The organism is Pseudomonas sp. Pseusp15, assembly GCF_059492165.1.
In genome coordinates, this window is record NZ_CP168523.1 from 5,982,772 (window position 1) to 6,001,259 (window position 18,488).

Below are 18,488 nucleotides of genomic sequence, written 5' to 3' on the forward strand. Positions count from 1 at the left end.
CAGTATTTGTCAGTGTGTGAGACTTCGATGATGCATTTTCGCTGCCTGTGGGTTATCGGCTGTTTGTGGTTTCCCTTGATGGGCTGGGCGGCTCCCGCGCCGCCGGCGCATGTCGTGTCATTGTCTTCGGCGCAACAGCAATGGCTGGCGCAGCATGAAGAGTTGCGGGTCGGGGTTGTATTGCAAGTGCCCTATGCTCAATACGATCGCCGCTTGCAGCGCCTGTCCGGGGTCAACATCGAGTTGATGAAGTGGCTGGCCAAGTCGCTCAAGGTCGAGCTGAGCTGGCGTAATTATCCTGATCTTGCGCAACTGGAAGCCGCCGCGCGCGAAGGCGATATCGATATCGCGCCGGGGCTGACCCAGACTCCCGCCAGTTTACGACTCTGGCAATTTTCCGATCCGTACATGCGGGTGCCGCAACTGGTGGTCAGCGACCAGAAGAGTACGGGGGTGGTGGAGCTGGAAAAACTCGACAGTCAGACCCGCGTCGCCGTGCGCATGCCCAGCGTCACCGCCGATTTCTTGCGTAGTACCTATCCGCATTTGAACCTGCAGGGCGTGCCTCTGGAGCGCCAGGCGCTGCAACTGTTGTTGAGTCAGCAGGCCGGTTACGCGGTGGTCGATGAAGCGCAATTCGGGCGTCTGTCAGCCGAACCCGAGTTTGCCGGGCTGGCCGTGGTGGGCGACATCGGTTTCCCGCAACTGTTGCGAGTGGCCACGCGTCGGGACTGGCCGGAGTTGGCCGGCATCGTCGAAAACGCGCTGCGCGCGATTCCGGCCAAAGACCTCGAGCGACTGCACGATCAATGGCTGCAACCCAAGTACCCGCGGCTGTCCGATTCACCGGTTTTCTGGAAAAATCTCTGCCTGCTGTTGCTGGTGTTATTGCTGAGCAGCATGGCCATTGTGTTCTGGCAGCGTCGTCAGCAACACAGTCTGGAGCAACGTTTGCTGGCGGCGCGCGAAGACATTGCCCTGCGCGAGGCTAGCGAAGAGGCCTTGCGCCTCACGCAGTTCTCCATCGATCAAAGCACCGTCGGCATCCTTTGGGTCAACTGGGACAGCCATGTGCGCTACGCCAACCGTGCCGCCGAAAGCATGCTCGGCTATCCGGCGGGCGGGATCATTGATCGACCCTTGATCGATTTCGAGCCCGGTTTGCACATGGACCGCTGGCTGAGCCTGTGGAAACGCGCCCGGGCCAGTGAGGAAGGGCCGCTAAGTTTCGAAACCAATTGTGTGCGGGCCGATGGCAGTATTCTGCCGGCGGATGTCTCGTTGAGCTTCTTGCGTTTTCGCGAGGGCGAATACCTGGTGGTTTACCTCAATGATGTCACCGAGCGTCGTCGCGCCCTGGCCGCCTTGCAGGAAAGTGAAGCACGGCTGCAGGGGATCGCCGCCAACGTCCCCGGGCTGGTCTTTCGTCTGGAGCGCGCGCCAGTGACCGGGCAGATCGACTTTGCCTACATCAGTGAAGGCAGCGAGAGCCTGGTGGGCTACTCGCCCGCCACCCTGGCCCATCGTGACAAAGGCCTGCGCAGCCTGGTGCATCCGGATGACAAGGCCAGTTATCACCAGACCCAGGACCATGCACTGGACACCGACAGCGACTGGTCGTGGCAGGGACGGATTCTGACCCGTCAGGGCGAACAACGCTGGGCTGAGATCAAGGCCATTACCCGCCGACTGGAAGACGGCGCCTATGTCTGGGACGGGATCGTCTGGGACATCACCGAGAGCAAGCGCATCGAGCTGGAGCTGGCCAGCTCCCGTGAGCAGTTGCGCGAGTTGTCTGCGCATCTGGAGAGTGTGCGGGAAGAGGAGAAGGCACGGATTGCCCGGGAAGTTCACGACGAGCTGGGGCAGATGTTGACCGTGTTGAAGCTGGAAACGTCCATGTGCGAACTGGCTTATGCGCAGCTCGACCCTGGCCTGCACGAGCGCTTGAACAGCATGAAGCGTTTGATCGCGCAGCTGTTTCAACTGGTGCGTGATGTGGCCACGGCGCTGCGGCCACCGATTCTCGATGCCGGGATCGCCTCGGCCATCGAGTGGCAGGCCCGACGGTTCGAGGCGCGCACGCATATTCCGTGTCTGGTACAAGTGCCGGATAACTTGCCGGTGCTCAGCGATGCCAAGGCCATCGGCCTGTTCCGCATCCTTCAGGAAGCGCTGACCAATGTCATGCGCCACGCCCAGGCGCATACTGTTGAACTGACGCTGGCCCTTGAGGGCGATGAGCTTTGTCTGACTGTCAGCGATGATGGCGTAGGATTTGTCGCCGCGCCTGGCAGGCCGACATCCTTCGGTGTGGTCGGCATGCGTGAGCGGGTGTTGATCATGGGCGGGCAATTGTCGCTTGAGAGTGAGCCGGGGGAGGGCACGACCCTGACGGTGCGAGTGCCGCTGGATGAAGCCTGATGGTTTTGTGTTGTTTGAGCTGGCGCCTTTGCAGGCAAGCCCGCGATAGATCTTGGTTCTGACATAAGAAGAATGGAGAAGAACGTGATCCGTGTATTGGTAGCCGAAGACCACACCATCGTTCGTGAAGGCATCAAGCAATTGATCGGCCTGGCCAAGGACTTGCTGGTGGTCGGGGAGGCGAGCAATGGCGAGCAGTTGCTCGATACCTTGCGCCATGTTCCCTGCGAAGTGGTGTTGCTGGACATCTCCATGCCCGGGGTCAACGGCCTGGAGGCGATCCCGCGGATTCGCGCCATGAGCAATCCGCCGGCGATTCTGGTGCTGTCGATGCACGACGAAGCGCAGATGGCCGCTCGGGCGTTGAAGGTCGGCGCTGCGGGTTACGCGACCAAGGACAGCGATCCGGCATTGTTGCTGACGGCGATTCGCAAGGTCGCGGCGGGCGGACGCTACATCGATCCGGACCTGGCCGACCGCATGGTTTTCGAAGTCGGCCTGACCGACACGCGGCCGCTGCATTCGCTGCTGTCGGAGCGTGAATTCTCGGTATTCGAACGCCTGGCCCAGGGCGCCAACGTCAACGACATCGCCCAGCAACTGGCCTTGAGCAGCAAAACCATCAGTACCCACAAGGCGCGGCTGATGCAGAAACTCAACATCACCTCCCTGGCTGAACTGGTGAAGTACGCGATGGAACACAAACTCCTGTGATCCAGGGTTCACTGTGGATTTTGTAGGAGCGAGGCTTGCCCGCGAAGCTTTTGGCGCCAGTGAGATCGCCTTCGCGGGCAAGCCTCGCTCCTACAGAAAGAAGAGGCATGTCCATTTACGACATGCATGCAAAGCCGCTTTTACCGGTTCCTGTGGCTTGCAGCTCACCGTCTGTCGCCATCAAGAATCGACATATCCATCCCCGCCATCCTTGTAGGGCAATCCCTACCCCCAACCTTCCATCCGGCTGAGGCGATTCTCTCCTGCGCCCCGATTTGCGCGGCTCCCAGCGTCCACTAGGCTTAGTCCACAGCAGTCATCAATAACAAAGGTGTGGGTATGAGCCAGGTTGATTCAAGTGCAGGGGCCAGCGATATTCTGGTCAGCTTTCGTGGAGTGCAAAAGAGCTACGACGGCGAGAACCTGATCGTCAAAGACCTCAACCTGGAAATTCGCAAAGGCGAATTCCTTACCTTGCTCGGGCCGTCCGGTTCCGGCAAAACCACCAGTCTGATGATGCTCGCCGGCTTCGAAACGCCGACCGCCGGGGAGATTCAACTGGCCGGGCGTTCCATCAACAACGTGCCACCGCACAAGCGCGACATCGGCATGGTGTTCCAGAACTACGCGTTGTTTCCGCACATGACCGTGTCCGAGAACCTGGCGTTCCCGCTGACCGTGCGCGGCTTGAACAAGAGCGACGTCAGTGACCGGGTCAAGCGTGTGCTGAGCATGGTTCAGCTCGATACTTTCGCCCAGCGCTATCCGGCGCAACTGTCCGGCGGTCAGCAGCAGCGTGTGGCCCTGGCCCGTGCCCTGGTGTTCGAACCGCAACTGGTGCTGATGGACGAACCCCTCGGCGCACTGGACAAACAACTGCGCGAACACATGCAGATGGAAATCAAACACCTGCACCAGCGCCTCGGCGTGACCGTGGTCTATGTGACCCACGACCAGGGCGAAGCCCTGACCATGTCCGACCGTGTCGCCGTGTTCCATCAGGGCGAGATCCAGCAGATCGCGCCACCGCGCACGCTCTACGAAGAGCCGAAAAATACTTTCGTCGCCAACTTCATCGGCGAGAACAACCGCCTCAACGGCCGCTTGCACAGCCACACCGGTGATCGCTGCGTGGTCGAGCTTGGTCGCGGTGAAAAGGTTGAAGCACTGGCGGTCAACGTCGGCAAGACCGGCGAACCCGTCACGCTGTCGATTCGTCCGGAGCGCGTGAGCCTCAATGGCTCGAGCGAGTCCTGTGTCAACCGCTTCTCGGGAAGGGTGGCGGAATTCATCTATCTGGGCGACCACGTCCGGGTTCGCCTGGAAGTCTGCGGCAAGACCGACTTCTTCGTGAAACAACCGATTGCCGAGCTCGATCCTGCGCTGGCTGTCGGCGACGTGGTACCGCTTGGCTGGCAGGTCGAACACGTTCGCGCGCTCGACCCACTTCTAGAGGCGCATTGATCGCCCCCTGCTTCACCAACACCAACCCTGCACGTGGAGAGAACAATAAATGTTGAGATCCCTGAAATTCACCGCCCTGGTCGTCGGCATGATCGGCGCGGCGCACGCGATGGCGGCTGGCCCGGACCTGACCGTGGTGTCCTTTGGCGGGGCGAACAAGGCGGCGCAGGTCAAAGCCTTCTACGCACCATGGGAAGCGGCGGGCCACGGCAAAATCGTCGCTGGCGAATACAACGGCGAAATGGCCAAGGTCAAAGCCATGGTCGACACCAAGAGCGTGTCCTGGGACCTGGTGGAAGTTGAATCGCCGGAACTGTCCCGTGGTTGCGACGAAGACATGTTCGAGCAGCTTGATCCGAAGCTGTTCGGCAAGTCTGAAGACTACGTCAAAGGCGCTATCCAGCCTTGCGGCGTGGGCTTCTTCGTGTGGTCGACCGTGCTGGCCTACAACGCTGACAAGCTGAAAACCGCTCCGACCAGTTGGGCTGATTTCTGGGACACCAAGAAATTCCCGGGCAAGCGCGGCCTGCGCAAAGGCGCCAAGTACACCCTGGAATTCGCACTGATGGCTGACGGCGTTGCGCCGAAAGACGTCTACAAAGTGCTGGCCGGCAAAGATGGACAGGACCGGGCGTTCAAGAAACTCGATGAACTCAAGCCAAGCATCCAGTGGTGGGAAGCCGGCGCACAACCGCCGCAATACCTCGCCTCCGGTGACGTGGTCATGAGCTCGGCCTACAACGGCCGGATCGCCGCGGTACAAAAAGAAAGCAACCTGAAAGTGGTGTGGAACGGCGGCATCTACGACTTCGACGCATGGGCCATTCCAAAAGGTCTGGACAAGACCCGTGCCGAAGCTGCGAAGAAATTCATCGCCTTCTCGGTACAGCCGCAACAGCAGAAGACCTACTCGGAAAACATCGCCTACGGCCCGGCCAACACCCAGGCAGTGCCATTGCTGTCCAAGGATGTCCTGAAAGACATGCCGACCACCCCGGAAAACATCGCCAACCAGGTGCAGATCGACGTCAGCTTCTGGGCTGACAACGGCGAGCAACTGGAGCAGCGCTTCAATTCCTGGGCTGCCAAGTAACCACAACACTGTGGGCTTGCCTCTCCTACAGGGGCTGATGTGTAGCTAACAAGAACAGAGGTGGCCTCCCAGTTATGGAGTGCCACCCTCTGTAACGATCAAAGATTTCCGGAGTACGCCATGGCTATCGCCGTTCCCGTGAACGCGGGCACCGACCCCACCTTGAAGCAGCGGCTAAAGCACGCCGAGCGAATCAACCGCTGGAAAGCACAAGCCTTGATCGCGCCGTTGGTGCTGTTTCTGTTGCTGGTGTTCCTGGTGCCGATCGTGGCGCTGCTCTACAAAAGCGTCGGTAACCCGGAAGTGGTCGGCGTGATGCCGCGCACTGTGGCAGCCATCGCCAGTTGGGATGGCCGAGGCCTGCCGGCAGAGCCTGTGTACAAGGCCGCCAGCGAAGACCTCGCCGAAGCCCGCAAGAATCAGACCTTGGGTGATTTGTCCAAGCGCTTGAACATGGAGTTGGCCGGCTACCGCAGCCTGCTGACCAAAACCGCGCGCGCCTTGCCGTTCGCCACGGAGCCTGCTTCTTATAAAGAAGCGCTGGAAGGACTCGACGAACGCTGGGGCGATCCGGCCTATTGGCAGGTGGTGCGCCGCAACACCAGTGGCGTGACGCCTTATTACCTGCTGGCCGCCGTCGATCACCGTATCGACGACCTCGGCGAACTGGCCCGGGCCACTCCCGATCAGGCGATCTACCTCGACATCTTTGCCCGTACGTTCTGGATGGGCCTGATCATCACCATGATCTGCCTGGTGCTTGCTTATCCGCTGGCCTACCTGCTGGCGAACCTGCCCTCGCGCCAAAGCAACCTGCTGATGATTCTGGTGCTGTTGCCGTTCTGGACCTCGATTCTGGTGCGGGTCGCGGCGTGGATCGTGTTGCTGCAATCGGGCGGCTTGATCAACAGCGGCCTGATGGCCATGGGCGTCATCGATAAGCCGCTGGAGCTGGTGTTCAACCGCACCGGGGTCTACATCTCGATGGTGCACATCCTGCTGCCGTTCATGATTCTGCCGATCTACAGCGTGATGAAAGGTATCTCGCCGACTTACATGCGTGCGGCGATTTCCCTGGGCTGCCACCCGTTCGCCAGTTTCTGGCGGGTGTACTTCCCGCAGACCTATGCCGGTGTTGGCGCCGGTTGCCTGTTGGTGTTCATCCTAGCCATCGGCTACTACATCACCCCGGCGTTGCTGGGCAGCCCGAACGATCAGATGGTCAGTTACTTCGTCGCCTTCTACACCAACACCAGCATCAACTGGGGCATGGCGACCGCGCTCGGTGGACTGTTGCTGCTGGCGACCGTGGTGCTTTATCTGATTTACAGCTGGCTGGTGGGCGCCAGTCGCCTGCGCCTGAGCTAAGGGGAGAGTGAAATGCTGAGTCCTTATATGTCGCCCATCGAACGGGTGTGGTTCTACAGCTTGCGGATTCTCTGCGGCTTGATTTTGTTGTTCCTGATCTTGCCGGTGCTGGTGATCATTCCGCTGTCGTTCAACTCAGGGAGTTTTCTGGTCTACCCGCTGCAAGGCTTCTCGCTGCACTGGTATCAGGACTTTTTTGCCTCGGCGGAATGGATGCGTTCGTTGAAGAACAGCATGATCGTGGCTCCGGCAGCGACCGTGCTGGCGATGATCTTCGGTACGCTGGCGGCGATCGGCCTGACCCGTGGCGACTTCCCGGGCAAGGCGCTGGTGATGGCGCTGGTGATTTCGCCGATGGTGGTGCCGGTGGTGATCATTGGTGTGGCCAGTTACCTGACCTTCGCGCCACTGGGGTTCGGTAACAGCTATACCTCGTTGATCGTGGTGCACGCCGTGCTGGGCGTGCCGTTCGTGATCATCACGGTATCGGCGACCTTGCAGGGGTTCAACCAGAACCTGGTGCGGGCCGCGGCGAGCCTGGGCGCTTCGCCGCTGACGACGTTCCGCCGGGTGACCTTGCCGTTGATTGCGCCGGGGGTGATTTCCGGTGCGCTGTTTGCCTTCGCTACCTCGTTCGATGAAGTGGTGGTGACGCTGTTCCTCGCCGGTCCCGAACAAGCGACCTTGCCACGGCAGATGTTCAGCGGCATCCGCGAAAACCTCAGCCCGACGATCGCCGCTGCCGCGACGCTGCTGATCGCATTCTCGGTGATCCTGTTGCTGACCCTGGAATGGCTGCGTGGGCGCAGCGAAAAACTGCGCACCGCCCAAGCCTGACGCCAACTGTGATCGTTCCCGCGCGAGTGTGGGAACGATCACAGAAGCACCTCGATCATTCACCAACTTAATAGCAGACAAACCCCAATCCCCAGCTACTATTGTGCCCAGCTCCCCTATCTATAAGAGGCTGCGCACATGAGTCTTTCCTCTTTCAAAATCGCTCACAAACTGATCACCGGCGCAGGTGCCATCGAGCAACTGGCGGCCGAGCTCACACGTCTGGACATCGACAACCCGCTGATCGTCACCGATGCCGCGCTGGTCAAGTCCGGCACGGTGGAGCTGGCGCTGGCGCAGCTGGGCGAGCGCAGTTATGAGATTTTCGACCGGGTGTTGCCGGACCCGGAAATCGCCATCGTCGAAGATTGCATGCGGGTTTATCGTGAGGGTGGGCATGACGGGTTGATCGGCCTCGGCGGCGGCAGTGCCATCGACATCGCCAAGAGTGTTGCCGCCTATGCCGGTTATCACGGCGCGCTGGAGGATTTGTTCGGCATCGATCAGGTGCCGCGCAAAGGCCCGCCGCTGATCGCCATCCCGACCACCGCCGGCACCGGTTCGGAAGTGACCAACGTGGCCATCCTCTCCGACAAGGTCGCGCAGCTGAAGATGGGCATCATCAGCGATTACCTGTTGCCGGACGTGGCGCTGGTCAGCCCGCAAATGACCCTGACCTGCCCGCGCAGTGTCACCGCCGCCAGTGGCGTCGATGCGCTGGTGCACGCCATCGAGTCCTACCTGTCGCTCAACGCCTCGCCCATCACCGATGCCTTGGCCATTGGCGCGATCAAACTGATTACCAAGGCGCTGCCCAAGGCTTACGCCAATCCCGCCCACCTGCAAGCCCGCGAAGACATGGCCACCGCCAGCCTGATGGCCGGCATGGCGTTCGGCAATGCCGGGGTCGGTGCGGTGCATGCGTTGGCGTATCCGCTGGGTGGGCGTTTCAATATTGCCCATGGTGTCAGCAATGCCCTGCTGCTGCCGTATGTCATGACCTGGAACAAGATGGCCTGCGTGGAACGCATGCAGGATATTGCCGAGGCCATGGGGATGAAGACCGCTCATCTGAGCGCCAGTGAGGCGGCGGACAAAGCCGTGGAGGCGATGACCGAGCTGTGCGCCGCCGTGGAGATCCCGCGAGGTCTGCGCAGTTTCGGGGTCCCCGAGGAGGCGATCCCGGCCATGGCCGTGGAAGCCGCCGGCACCGAACGCCTGATGCGCAACAATCCGCGTAAGTTGAGCGCCACCGATATCGAGAAGATCTACCGAGCGGCCTATTAGGACTTGCCCCAATCATCGCAGCACGGTGCGCGCGTCAAAGCATGAGGTATACAATGCGCGCCATCGTGATTCTGCTCAGAAAAGGTGCGTCATGCAGCCCTTCGTTATTGCTCCGTCGATTCTCTCCGCCGACTTCGCCCGCCTGGGCGAGGAAGTGGACAACGTCCTGGCCGCCGGCGCCGACTTCGTGCACTTCGATGTCATGGACAACCACTACGTGCCGAACCTGACCATCGGCCCGATGGTCTGCTCCGCGCTGCGCAAGTACGGCGTGACCGCGCCGATCGACGCGCACCTGATGGTCAGCCCGGTGGACCGCATCGTCGGTGACTTCATCGAGGCCGGTGCGACCTACATCACCTTCCACCCGGAAGCCACGCTGCACGTCGACCGTTCCCTGCAACTGATCCGCGAAGGCGGCTGCAAGGCGGGCCTGGTGTTCAACCCGGCGACCCCGCTGGACGTGCTCAAGTACGTGATGGACAAGGTCGACATGATCCTGCTGATGAGCGTCAACCCGGGCTTCGGCGGGCAGAAGTTCATTCCAGCCACCCTCGACAAGCTGCGTGAGGCACGGGCGCTGATCGATGCTTCCGGGCGTGACATTCGCCTGGAAATCGACGGCGGGGTGAACGTGAACAACATTCGCGAAATCGCCGCTGCTGGCGCCGACACTTTCGTGGCCGGCTCGGCGATCTTCAATGCGCCGAACTACCAGGAAGTGATTGAAAAAATGCGCTCCGAACTGGCGCTGGCTCGCCCATGAGCGGTTTTGAGCAGCTGTTCCCGGGGCGTCTGCCGCGGCTGGTGATGTTCGATCTGGATGGCACGCTGGTCGATTCGGTCCCTGACCTCGCAGCGGCTGTGGATAACATGCTGCTCAAGCTCGGGCGTGACCCGGTCGGCATCGAACCGGTGCGTGAGTGGGTCGGCAACGGCGCGCCGGTGCTGGTGCGCCGTGCACTGGCCGGCGGCATCGATCATTCGTCGGTCGATGATGGCGAAGCCGAGGGTGCACTGCAGATTTTCATGGAAGCCTACGGTGAGGGGCATGAGCTGACCGTGGTCTATCCCGGTGTGCGCGACACCCTGAAATGGCTGCACAAGCAGGGCGTGGCGATGGCGCTGATCACCAACAAGCCGGAGCGCTTCGTCGCGCCGTTGCTGGATCAGATGAAGATCGGCCGTTACTTCAAATGGATCATCGGTGGCGACACCCTGCCACAACAGAAACCTGATCCGGCTGCGCTGTTTTTTGTGATGAAAATGGCCAACATTCCGGCGTCGCAATCATTGTTCGTCGGCGACTCGCGTAGCGATGTGCTGGCGGCGAAAGCGGCGGGGGTCAAATGCGTGGCCCTCAGTTACGGTTATAACCACGGTCGGCCGATTGCCGAAGAGTCGCCGGCGCTGGTGATCGATGATCTGCGCAAACTAATTCCCGGTTGCCTGGATCCGGCCGCTGAGATAACGTTGCCCGACGCTGTTCAACCCCCTGCTGGAAACGCCATCGTGGTGGTCACTCGCAAACTCTGGATGAAAGTCATCAAGGCCCTGGCCCGCTGGCGTTGGCGCGCCTGACTTGTTCCTGGCCGGCGTACCGGCGCGTTTGCATACCTGACCGTTAGACCCTCAAGCCACGAGGCACCTCATGATCCGCGAAGAATTCCTGCGTTTGGCCGCTGCCGGCTACAACCGCATCCCGCTTGCCTGCGAAACCCTGGCCGACTTCGACACGCCGCTGTCGATCTACCTGAAACTGGCCGACGAGCCGAACTCCTATCTGCTGGAGTCGGTGCAGGGCGGCGAGAAGTGGGGCCGCTACTCGATCATCGGCCTGCCGTGCCGCACCGTATTGCGGGTTCACGATCACCACGTCAGCGTGACCCACGACGGTGTCGAGATCGAAAGCCACGACGTTGAAGACCCACTGGCCTTCGTCGAAGCCTTCAAGGCGCGCTATAACGTGCCGACCATTGCCGGTCTGCCGCGCTTCAACGGCGGTCTGGTCGGTTACTTCGGTTACGACTGCGTGCGTTATGTGGAGAAGCGTCTGGGCAAATGCCCGAACCCGGATCCGCTGGGCGTGCCGGACATTCTGCTGATGGTGTCCGATGCGGTGGTGGTGTTCGACAACCTCGCCGGCAAGATGCACGCGATTGTCCTGGCCGATCCGTCGCAGGAAGATGCCTTCGAACAAGGTCAGGCGCGTCTGCAAGCGCTGCTGGAACAACTCCGTCAGCCGATCACACCGCGCCGTGGCCTGGACTTCAGCAAGCAGCAATCGGCCGATCCAGTGTTTCGTTCGAGTTTCACCCAGGACGATTACGAGAAAGCCGTCGACACCATCAAGGAATACATCCTGGCCGGTGACTGCATGCAGGTCGTGCCGTCCCAGCGCATGTCGATCGACTTCAAGGCTGCGCCTATCGATCTTTACCGGGCGCTGCGTTGCTTCAACCCGACGCCGTATATGTACTTCTTCAACTTCGGCGACTTCCACGTCGTCGGCAGTTCGCCGGAAGTGCTGGTGCGGGTCGAAGACAACCTGATCACCGTGCGCCCGATTGCCGGCACTCGCCCACGCGGGGCCAACGAAGAGGCGGACCTGGCGCTGGAAAAAGACCTGCTGTCGGATGACAAGGAAATCGCCGAGCACTTGATGCTGATCGATCTGGGCCGCAACGATACTGGGCGCGTCTCGGAAATCGGCTCGGTGAAGCTCACCGAGAAGATGGTCATCGAGCGTTATTCCAACGTGATGCACATCGTGTCTAACGTCACCGGCCAATTGAAGGCCGGGCTGACAGCGATGGACGCACTGCGGGCGATCCTGCCGGCCGGCACCTTGTCCGGCGCACCGAAGATTCGCGCGATGGAAATCATCGACGAGCTGGAACCGGTCAAGCGGGGCGTCTATGGCGGCGCGGTCGGTTACTTCGCCTGGAACGGCAACATGGACACCGCGATTGCGATTCGCACCGCCGTGATCAAGAACGGTGAACTGCATGTGCAGGCCGGTGGCGGCATCGTCGCCGACTCGGTACCGGCGCTGGAATGGGAAGAAACCCTGAACAAGCGTCGCGCGATGTTCCGCGCCGTGGCCCTGGCCGAACAAACCCCGGAAAACTGATCCACATAGAAAACGCGGTGCCTGCGAGGGCGCCGCGTTTTTTTATGCCTGTCATTCCCCTTTTAATCTTTTGATCTTGTGCTTCGGCCGCTCTCGACACCGCCAAAAAACTTCCAGCTTTTTGCCATCTGTCGCTAACCCTTCGATTGTTTCGCGAGCTGTCGCTCCGGCCATATTGCACGCTCTGCCCAGCTACGTTACTGTGCCCAGACGTATGAATGAGACCTTTCCCGTGTTGATCGTCAGCAAACTCCTGGATCAAGTCATCAAGGCACACGCCCGTTGGCGTTGGCGCGCCTGAATCTTTTCTGCCGGCCTGGCCGGACCTGTACCGCTTTGCCTTCTTTACCTGTACGAAATGCCGCTTTGCTGGCGCCACTCCAGCACCCGTCAAAGCGCAGCGCACTGCGGGTAAATCATTCGAAGGCCGTATTAAAAGTCAGTGAATTCAAGAGGTTCTTAACGCCATGTTGCTGATGATCGATAACTACGACTCTTTTACTTACAACGTTGTGCAATACCTCGGCGAGCTAGGCTCCGAGGTCAAAGTCGTGCGCAACGATGAACTCACCATTGCCGAAATCGAAGCCCTCAAGCCTGAGCGCATCGTCGTGTCTCCCGGTCCTTGCACCCCGACCGAAGCCGGTATTTCCATCGAAGCGATCAAATACTTCGCCGGCAAGCTGCCGATTCTCGGCGTTTGCCTGGGTCACCAATCCATCGGCCAGGCGTTTGGCGGCGATGTGGTCCGTGCCCGTCAGGTCATGCACGGAAAGACCAGCCCGGTATTTCACGAGGACAAGGGCGTATTCGAAGGTCTGAATCGCCCGTTGACGGTCACCCGCTACCATTCGCTGATCGTCAAGCGCGAAACCCTGCCCGATTGCCTGGAGCTGACTGCCTGGACCCAGCTCGAAGACGGCTCGGTGGATGAGATCATGGGCCTGCGTCACAAGACGCTGAACATCGAGGGTGTGCAATTCCACCCCGAGTCTATCCTCACCGAACAGGGGCACGAGCTGTTCGCCAACTTCCTCAAACAAACTGGCGGCACGCGCTAAGGACTTTCCATGGATATCAAGACAGCCCTGAGCCGTATCGTCGGCCACCTCGACCTCAGTACCGATGAAATGCGTGATGTCATGCGCGAAATCATGACCGGGCAATGCACGGACGCACAGATTGGTGCGTTCATGATGGCCATGCGCATGAAGAGCGAAAGCATCGACGAGATCGTCGGCGCCGTGACGGCGATGCGCGAGTTGGCGGACAAGGTCGAACTCAACACCCTCGACGGCGTGGTCGATGTGGTCGGCACCGGCGGCGACGGGGCCAATATCTTCAACGTCTCGACTGCTTCCTCATTCGTGGTCGCAGCGGCTGGTTGCACCGTGGCCAAGCACGGTAACCGTGCGGTGTCGGGCAAAAGCGGCAGCGCCGATTTGCTGGAAGCAGCGGGTATCTACCTGAACCTGACCCCAGTTCAGGTTGCACGCTGCATCGACAACGTTGGCATCGGTTTCATGTTTGCCCAGACCCATCACAGCGCCATGAAGCACGCCGCCGGCCCGCGCCGCGAGCTGGGCTTGCGCACCTTGTTCAACATGCTCGGCCCGCTTACGAATCCGGCCGGCGTGAAACATCAGGTGGTGGGTGTATTCAGTCAGGCGTTGTGCCGGCCATTGGCCGAAGTCTTGCAGCGCTTGGGCAGTAAGCACGTGCTGGTGGTGCACTCCAAGGATGGCCTGGACGAGTTCAGCCTGGCGGCCCCGACCTTTGTCGCGGAGTTGAAGAATGACCAGATCACCGAGTATTGGGTCGAGCCCGAAGATCTGGGGATGAAGAGCCAGAGCCTGCACGGTCTGTCGGTGGAAAGCCCGGCGGCTTCCCTGGAACTGATTCGCGATGCCTTGGGCAAGCGCAAGACCGAGAACGGTCAGAAAGCCGCCGAGATGATCGTGCTCAATGCCGGCGCCGCGCTGTACGCCGCCGACCATGCCAGCAGTTTGAAAGAAGGCGTTGCCCTGGCGCACGATGCGCTGCACACAGGCCTCGCTCGGGAAAAACTTGAGGAGTTGGGTGCATTTACCGCGGTATTCAAAGTGGAGAATGAGGGATGAGTGTACCGACGGTTCTGGAAAAAATTCTGGCCCGCAAAGTCCAGGAAGTCGCCGAGCGTAGCGCTCGTGTGAGCCTGGCAGAGCTGGAAAACCTGGCCAAGGCGGCCGATGCACCCCGTGGTTTCGCCAAGGCATTGATCGATCAGGCCAAGAAGAAACAGCCAGCGGTGATTGCTGAAATCAAGAAAGCTTCGCCAAGCAAGGGCGTGATTCGCGAGAACTTCGTGCCTGCGGACATTGCCAGGAGTTACGAGAAGGGCGGGGCTACTTGCCTGTCGGTGCTCACCGACATCGACTACTTCCAGGGTGCGGATGCGTATCTGCAACAAGCCCGGGCGGCGTGCAAGCTGCCGGTGATCCGCAAAGACTTCATGATCGATCCGTACCAGATCATCGAGTCCCGCGCCCTGGGCGCTGATTGCGTGCTGTTGATCGTCTCCGCACTGGATGACGTGAAAATGGCCGAGCTGGCGGCCGTGGCCAAAAGTGTCGGCCTCGATGTGCTGGTGGAAGTCCACGATGGCGACGAGCTGGAGCGGGCCTTGAAAACCCTCGACACGCCGCTGGTGGGCGTGAACAACCGCAACCTGCACACCTTCGAGGTCAGCCTGGAAACCACCCTCGACTTGTTGCCGCGTATTCCGCGTAATCGTCTGGTGGTCACCGAGAGTGGCATTCTTAACCGCGCCGATGTCGAGCTGATGGAAATCAGCGACGTGTATGCGTTCCTGGTCGGCGAAGCGTTCATGCGCGCCGAAAGCCCGGGTACTGAACTGCAGCGCCTGTTCTTTCCTGAGCGCGGTGTTCCAGTGAGCGGCTCTACGCTCGACTGAACACATTTTCGCAGGCAACCCGATCCCCTCTGGGAGCGGGTTTGCCCGCGAGTAGGTCATCAAGCCCCCCAAAGACTTCATGTCTTACGGAGTCGTCCATGTCCCAGCCAACCTCTCTGACCATCGAAGCCGGCCTGCTCGCCGAACAGGACCTGTTGGCCCATGTGTGCACCGGTGATTCGGAGTTCGGCTTGCTGTTCTGGCAACCCACAGACCAGGCATTGGTCATGCCGCGCCGCTTGAATCGCTTGCCGGGTTTCGAGGCAGCGTGCGAGATATCAGCCGCTGCCGGTTGGCCGGTACTGCTGCGCGAAACCGGCGGCGAGCCGGTGCCGCAATCGGCATCGACCCTCAACATCGCGCTGGTCTACGCGCCACCGCGTAGCGAGGGCGACCAGAACCGGATCGAAACCGCCTATCGCCGACTCTGTGACCCGATTTGCCAGCTGCTTGACGAGTTGGGCGGTGTGTCGTCCCTGGGCGAAATTGAAGGCGCGTTCTGCGATGGCCGTTTCAACGTCAACCTCGATGGTCGCAAGATGGTCGGTACCGCTCAGCGCTGGCGGCAGAGCAAGGGCGGTCAGCGTCCGGTCGGGCTGGTGCACGGGGCGATGCTGATCGATAACGAGCGAGAGTCAATGGTCGCGGCGGTCAATCGTTTCAACGAAGCCTGCGGTCTGGAACAGCGGGTTCGCGCAGAAAGCCACATTGCCCTGCATGAAAAATTTGCCGCTCCTGATGCACTGGAACGGCTCGATGCGTTGTATCGCCAAATACTGGCAGAAGTGCTCAGGGCTTAAGTATTCCAGGCTTCGGTTTTCAGAGCCTAGCGCGTACCGAAGACCACCATGGTCTTGCCTTTGACGTCGACCAGGTTGCGTTCTTCCAGATCCTTGAGCACGCGGCCGACCATCTCACGGGAACAACCGACAATCCGGCCGATCTCCTGGCGGGTCACCTTGATCTGCATGCCATCCGGGTGGGTCATGGCGTCTGGCTGCTTGCACAGCTCCAGCAGGCAGCGCGCCACGCGGCCGGTCACGTCGAAGAATGCAAGGTCGCCGACCTTGCGCGTGGTATTGCGCAGGCGTTGTGCGATTTGTCCGCTGAGCACGTAAAGAATGTCTGGATCCTGTTGAGACAACTCGCGGAATTTCGCGTAGCTGATTTCCGCGACTTCGCATTCGACTTTGGCGCGAACCCAGGCGCTGCGCTCCTGTTCCAGTCCTGCTTGCTCGAACAGACCCAGTTCACCGAAGAAGTCGCCGGAGTTAAGGTAGGCAATGATCATTTCACGGCCGTCGTCATCCTCGATCAGGATGGTCACCGAACCCTTGATGATGAAGAACAACGTGTCCGAGCGGTCGCCGGCACAAATGATGTTGCTCTTGGCGGCATAGCGACGGCGCTGGCAGTGCATCAACAGTTTGTCGAGGTTCTTGATTTTGGATATGGGGGTAATAGCAACCATGGTTGTATCCCGAAAAGACTGCACGGTGTGTTTGTTTTTTGTAGGGGGCTGGTGAAGCCTGGGTTTTTTGTTCGCTACAAAGCTGGCTAAGCGCCAGTGAATTGGCGTCAGCTTAACAGACACATTCCATCAAGATTCGAGAATTTACCTACGACCCATACGGTTATGTCCTAGGAAGGCGAAGCGCTGCCAATCAAGGGCCCTGTGCTAAGCTGGCGACCCTTTTTTATACAGTGGAGTCTTGGCGATGAAGGCACGCATCCAATGGGCAGGCGAAGCCATGTTCCTCGGTGAATCCGGCAGCGGTCATGTCGTGGTCATGGACGGTCCGCCCGATGCCGGCGGTCGCAACCTGGGTGTCCGGCCGATGGAAATGCTCCTGCTGGGTGTTGGCGGTTGCAGCAATTTCGATGTGGTCAGCATCCTCAAGAAGTCGCGTCAGGCCGTCGAAAGCTGCGAAGCCTTCCTCGAAGCCGAGCGTGCGACCGAAGATCCGAAGGTGTTTACCAAGATCCACATGCACTTCGTGGTCAAGGGCCGCGGGCTGAAAGAAGCCCAGGTCAAGCGCGCCATCGAGCTGTCGGCCGAGAAGTACTGCTCGGCCTCGATCATGCTCGGCGCGGCTGGCGTGGCGATTACCCACGACTACGAGATTATCGAGCTCGGTTGAATCGACATTCAACTATCATAAAAGCGGTGCAGACTCTGGTGATCCATAGCTGACGTCTGCATAATGCGCCACTTTTTTCAGGGCAGTGATCGGTCACCCGACAGGTCGCTTGCCTGAACAGACAACCAAAATCGCCATCGCGAAGAGGTGTTAACCGTCCTACGCAGGTGCGTCGTTCGCATCTGACGGGCATGCTTGATCACGCGGCCAGCCCGCAATACATAGAGAGTTTTTAACGGTGAAAAGCAAACTCAAGCTCCACGGGTTCAATAACCTGACAAAGACCTTGAGCTTCAACATCTATGACATCTGCTACGCGGAAACCCCGCAAGACCAGCAGGCTTACGTCGAGTACATCAATAAAGAGTACAACGCCAAGCGCCTGACGCAGATCCTCACAGAAGTTGTCGATATCATTGGTGCCAATATCCTGAACATCGCCAGTCAGGACTATGAACCCCAGGGCGCCAGCGTCACGATTCTGATCTCTGAAGAGCCGGTAACCCCCACCGACAGTCAGATTGAAGAGTCTCCGGGCCCGTTGCCCGAAATCATCCTGGCCCACCTCGACAAGAGCCACATCACGGTGCACACCTACCCGGAAATCCATCCGGTGGACGGTATCGCGACGTTCCGTGTGGACATCGACGTGTCGACCTGTGGCGTCATTTCACCGCTCAAGGCGCTCAACTTTCTGATTCACCAGTTTGATTCGGATATCGTGACTGTGGATTACCGCGTGCGCGGCTTCACCCGTGACGTTGAAGGCAAGAAACACTTCATCGACCACGAGATCAACTCGATCCAGAACTATCTCTCCGAAGACACCCGCGACGCGTACCAGATGACCGACGTGAACGTGTACCAGGAAAACCTGTTCCACACCAAAATGCTGTTGAAGAACTTCGAACTGGATAACTACCTGTTCGGCGACGCCACCAGCAACCTGTCCTCTGAGCAGCGTGCCCAGGTGACTGAGCGTGTAAAACACGAAATGCTTGAAATCTTCTACGCGCGCAACATGCCGAGCTGAGAGTTCCGAGTACAAAAAAAGGCGACTACCGCAAGGTAGTC

The 18,488-nt window shown here is 59.8% G+C and carries 17 protein-coding genes; 16 read left to right on the forward strand and 1 reads right to left on the reverse strand.

Features of this window, described 5'->3' with window-relative positions; genetic code table 11:
• Positions 1-27: 27 nt before the first annotated feature.
• The 14 genes from ACEN8R_RS26990 (at position 28) to ACEN8R_RS27055 (ending at position 16,073) form a co-directional block, all read left to right on the forward strand.
• A complete protein-coding gene (locus tag ACEN8R_RS26990) occupies positions 28-2,424 on the forward strand; it encodes a PAS domain-containing sensor histidine kinase (protein ID WP_018928859.1) in 2,397 nt (798 codons plus the stop codon).
• A 72-nt stretch (positions 2,425-2,496) separates the two neighbouring features.
• The gene (locus tag ACEN8R_RS26995) at positions 2,497-3,138 is read left to right on the forward strand and encodes a response regulator (protein WP_177325199.1); all 642 of its coding nucleotides are present in this window, start codon (positions 2,497-2,499) and stop codon (positions 3,136-3,138) included.
• Positions 3,139-3,477: 339 nt separating this feature from the next.
• Positions 3,478-4,602 carry an ABC transporter ATP-binding protein gene (locus ACEN8R_RS27000; RefSeq protein WP_018928861.1) on the forward strand — a complete coding sequence of 375 codons (1,125 nt, stop codon included), beginning with the start codon at positions 3,478-3,480 and terminating at the stop codon, positions 4,600-4,602.
• A 49-nt stretch (positions 4,603-4,651) separates the two neighbouring features.
• Entirely contained in the window at positions 4,652-5,695 is a 1,044-nt protein-coding gene (locus ACEN8R_RS27005; RefSeq protein WP_018928862.1) for an ABC transporter substrate-binding protein, read from the forward strand.
• Positions 5,696-5,815: 120 nt separating this feature from the next.
• Positions 5,816-7,063, forward strand: coding sequence for an ABC transporter permease (locus ACEN8R_RS27010; protein WP_018928863.1), 1,248 nt, complete (start codon positions 5,816-5,818; stop codon positions 7,061-7,063).
• 12 nt (positions 7,064-7,075) lie between these two features.
• A complete protein-coding gene (locus tag ACEN8R_RS27015) occupies positions 7,076-7,900 on the forward strand; it encodes an ABC transporter permease (RefSeq protein WP_018928864.1) in 825 nt (274 codons plus the stop codon).
• 138 nt (positions 7,901-8,038) lie between these two features.
• On the forward strand, positions 8,039-9,187 hold the full coding sequence (locus ACEN8R_RS27020) for an iron-containing alcohol dehydrogenase (RefSeq protein WP_018928865.1): 1,149 nt from the start codon (positions 8,039-8,041) through the stop codon (positions 9,185-9,187).
• 91 nt (positions 9,188-9,278) lie between these two features.
• Entirely contained in the window at positions 9,279-9,953 is a 675-nt protein-coding gene (rpe, locus tag ACEN8R_RS27025; RefSeq protein WP_007941649.1) for a ribulose-phosphate 3-epimerase, read from the forward strand.
• Complete coding sequence (locus tag ACEN8R_RS27030) at positions 9,950-10,768, forward strand: phosphoglycolate phosphatase (RefSeq protein ID WP_018928866.1); 819 nt, start codon at positions 9,950-9,952, stop codon at positions 10,766-10,768. Before rpe ends, ACEN8R_RS27030 begins: the two co-directional genes overlap by 4 nt.
• Before the next feature lie 70 nt (positions 10,769-10,838).
• Entirely contained in the window at positions 10,839-12,320 is a 1,482-nt protein-coding gene (gene trpE, locus ACEN8R_RS27035) for an anthranilate synthase component I (protein ID WP_018928867.1), read from the forward strand.
• Positions 12,321-12,787: 467 nt separating this feature from the next.
• A complete protein-coding gene (locus ACEN8R_RS27040; RefSeq protein WP_018928869.1) occupies positions 12,788-13,381 on the forward strand; it encodes an aminodeoxychorismate/anthranilate synthase component II in 594 nt (197 codons plus the stop codon).
• A 9-nt stretch (positions 13,382-13,390) separates the two neighbouring features.
• Positions 13,391-14,440 carry an anthranilate phosphoribosyltransferase gene (gene trpD / locus ACEN8R_RS27045; RefSeq protein WP_018928870.1) on the forward strand — a complete coding sequence of 350 codons (1,050 nt, stop codon included), beginning with the start codon at positions 13,391-13,393 and terminating at the stop codon, positions 14,438-14,440.
• Positions 14,437-15,273, forward strand: a complete 837-nt coding sequence (gene trpC, locus ACEN8R_RS27050) for an indole-3-glycerol phosphate synthase TrpC (RefSeq protein ID WP_018928871.1) — start codon at positions 14,437-14,439, stop codon at positions 15,271-15,273. The genes trpD and trpC overlap by 4 nt, the downstream gene beginning before the upstream one ends.
• A gap of 98 nt (positions 15,274-15,371) precedes the next feature.
• On the forward strand, positions 15,372-16,073 hold the full coding sequence (locus ACEN8R_RS27055) for a lipoate--protein ligase family protein (RefSeq protein WP_018928872.1): 702 nt from the start codon (positions 15,372-15,374) through the stop codon (positions 16,071-16,073).
• Between the two features lie 26 nt (positions 16,074-16,099).
• Here the strand turns inward: ACEN8R_RS27055 and crp are convergent, their stop codons facing one another.
• Positions 16,100-16,744, reverse strand: a complete 645-nt coding sequence (gene crp / locus ACEN8R_RS27060; protein WP_018928873.1) for a cAMP-activated global transcriptional regulator CRP — start codon at positions 16,742-16,744, stop codon at positions 16,100-16,102.
• 247 nt (positions 16,745-16,991) lie between these two features.
• On the opposite strand from crp, the gene ACEN8R_RS27065 reads away from it, so the two are divergent.
• Positions 16,992-17,414 carry an OsmC family protein gene (locus ACEN8R_RS27065; RefSeq protein ID WP_007941657.1) on the forward strand — a complete coding sequence of 141 codons (423 nt, stop codon included), beginning with the start codon at positions 16,992-16,994 and terminating at the stop codon, positions 17,412-17,414.
• A 238-nt stretch (positions 17,415-17,652) separates the two neighbouring features.
• Positions 17,653-18,447, forward strand: coding sequence for an adenosylmethionine decarboxylase (gene speD / locus ACEN8R_RS27070; RefSeq protein ID WP_018928874.1), 795 nt, complete (start codon positions 17,653-17,655; stop codon positions 18,445-18,447).
• Positions 18,448-18,488 lie beyond the last annotated feature (41 nt).

What these genes read in the sequence shown, in the direction of transcription:
- ACEN8R_RS26990 (WP_018928859.1), top strand. Translation starts at nt 28, where the DNA reads ATGATGCATTTTCGCTGCCTGTGGGTTATCGGCTGTTTGTGGTTTCCC.
- ACEN8R_RS26995 (WP_177325199.1), top strand. Translation starts at nt 2,497, where the DNA reads ATGGAGAAGAACGTGATCCGTGTATTGGTAGCCGAAGACCACACCATC.
- ACEN8R_RS27000 (WP_018928861.1), top strand. Translation starts at nt 3,478, where the DNA reads ATGAGCCAGGTTGATTCAAGTGCAGGGGCCAGCGATATTCTGGTCAGC.
- ACEN8R_RS27005 (WP_018928862.1), top strand. Translation starts at nt 4,652, where the DNA reads ATGTTGAGATCCCTGAAATTCACCGCCCTGGTCGTCGGCATGATCGGC.
- ACEN8R_RS27010 (WP_018928863.1), top strand. Translation starts at nt 5,816, where the DNA reads ATGGCTATCGCCGTTCCCGTGAACGCGGGCACCGACCCCACCTTGAAG.
- ACEN8R_RS27015 (WP_018928864.1), top strand. Translation starts at nt 7,076, where the DNA reads ATGCTGAGTCCTTATATGTCGCCCATCGAACGGGTGTGGTTCTACAGC.
- ACEN8R_RS27020 (WP_018928865.1), top strand. Translation starts at nt 8,039, where the DNA reads ATGAGTCTTTCCTCTTTCAAAATCGCTCACAAACTGATCACCGGCGCA.
- rpe (WP_007941649.1), top strand. Translation starts at nt 9,279, where the DNA reads ATGCAGCCCTTCGTTATTGCTCCGTCGATTCTCTCCGCCGACTTCGCC.
- ACEN8R_RS27030 (WP_018928866.1), top strand. Translation starts at nt 9,950, where the DNA reads ATGAGCGGTTTTGAGCAGCTGTTCCCGGGGCGTCTGCCGCGGCTGGTG.
- trpE (WP_018928867.1), top strand. Translation starts at nt 10,839, where the DNA reads ATGATCCGCGAAGAATTCCTGCGTTTGGCCGCTGCCGGCTACAACCGC.
- ACEN8R_RS27040 (WP_018928869.1), top strand. Translation starts at nt 12,788, where the DNA reads ATGTTGCTGATGATCGATAACTACGACTCTTTTACTTACAACGTTGTG.
- trpD (WP_018928870.1), top strand. Translation starts at nt 13,391, where the DNA reads ATGGATATCAAGACAGCCCTGAGCCGTATCGTCGGCCACCTCGACCTC.
- trpC (WP_018928871.1), top strand. Translation starts at nt 14,437, where the DNA reads ATGAGTGTACCGACGGTTCTGGAAAAAATTCTGGCCCGCAAAGTCCAG.
- ACEN8R_RS27055 (WP_018928872.1), top strand. Translation starts at nt 15,372, where the DNA reads ATGTCCCAGCCAACCTCTCTGACCATCGAAGCCGGCCTGCTCGCCGAA.
- crp (WP_018928873.1), bottom strand. Translation starts at nt 16,744, where the DNA reads ATGGTTGCTATTACCCCCATATCCAAAATCAAGAACCTCGACAAACTG.
- ACEN8R_RS27065 (WP_007941657.1), top strand. Translation starts at nt 16,992, where the DNA reads ATGAAGGCACGCATCCAATGGGCAGGCGAAGCCATGTTCCTCGGTGAA.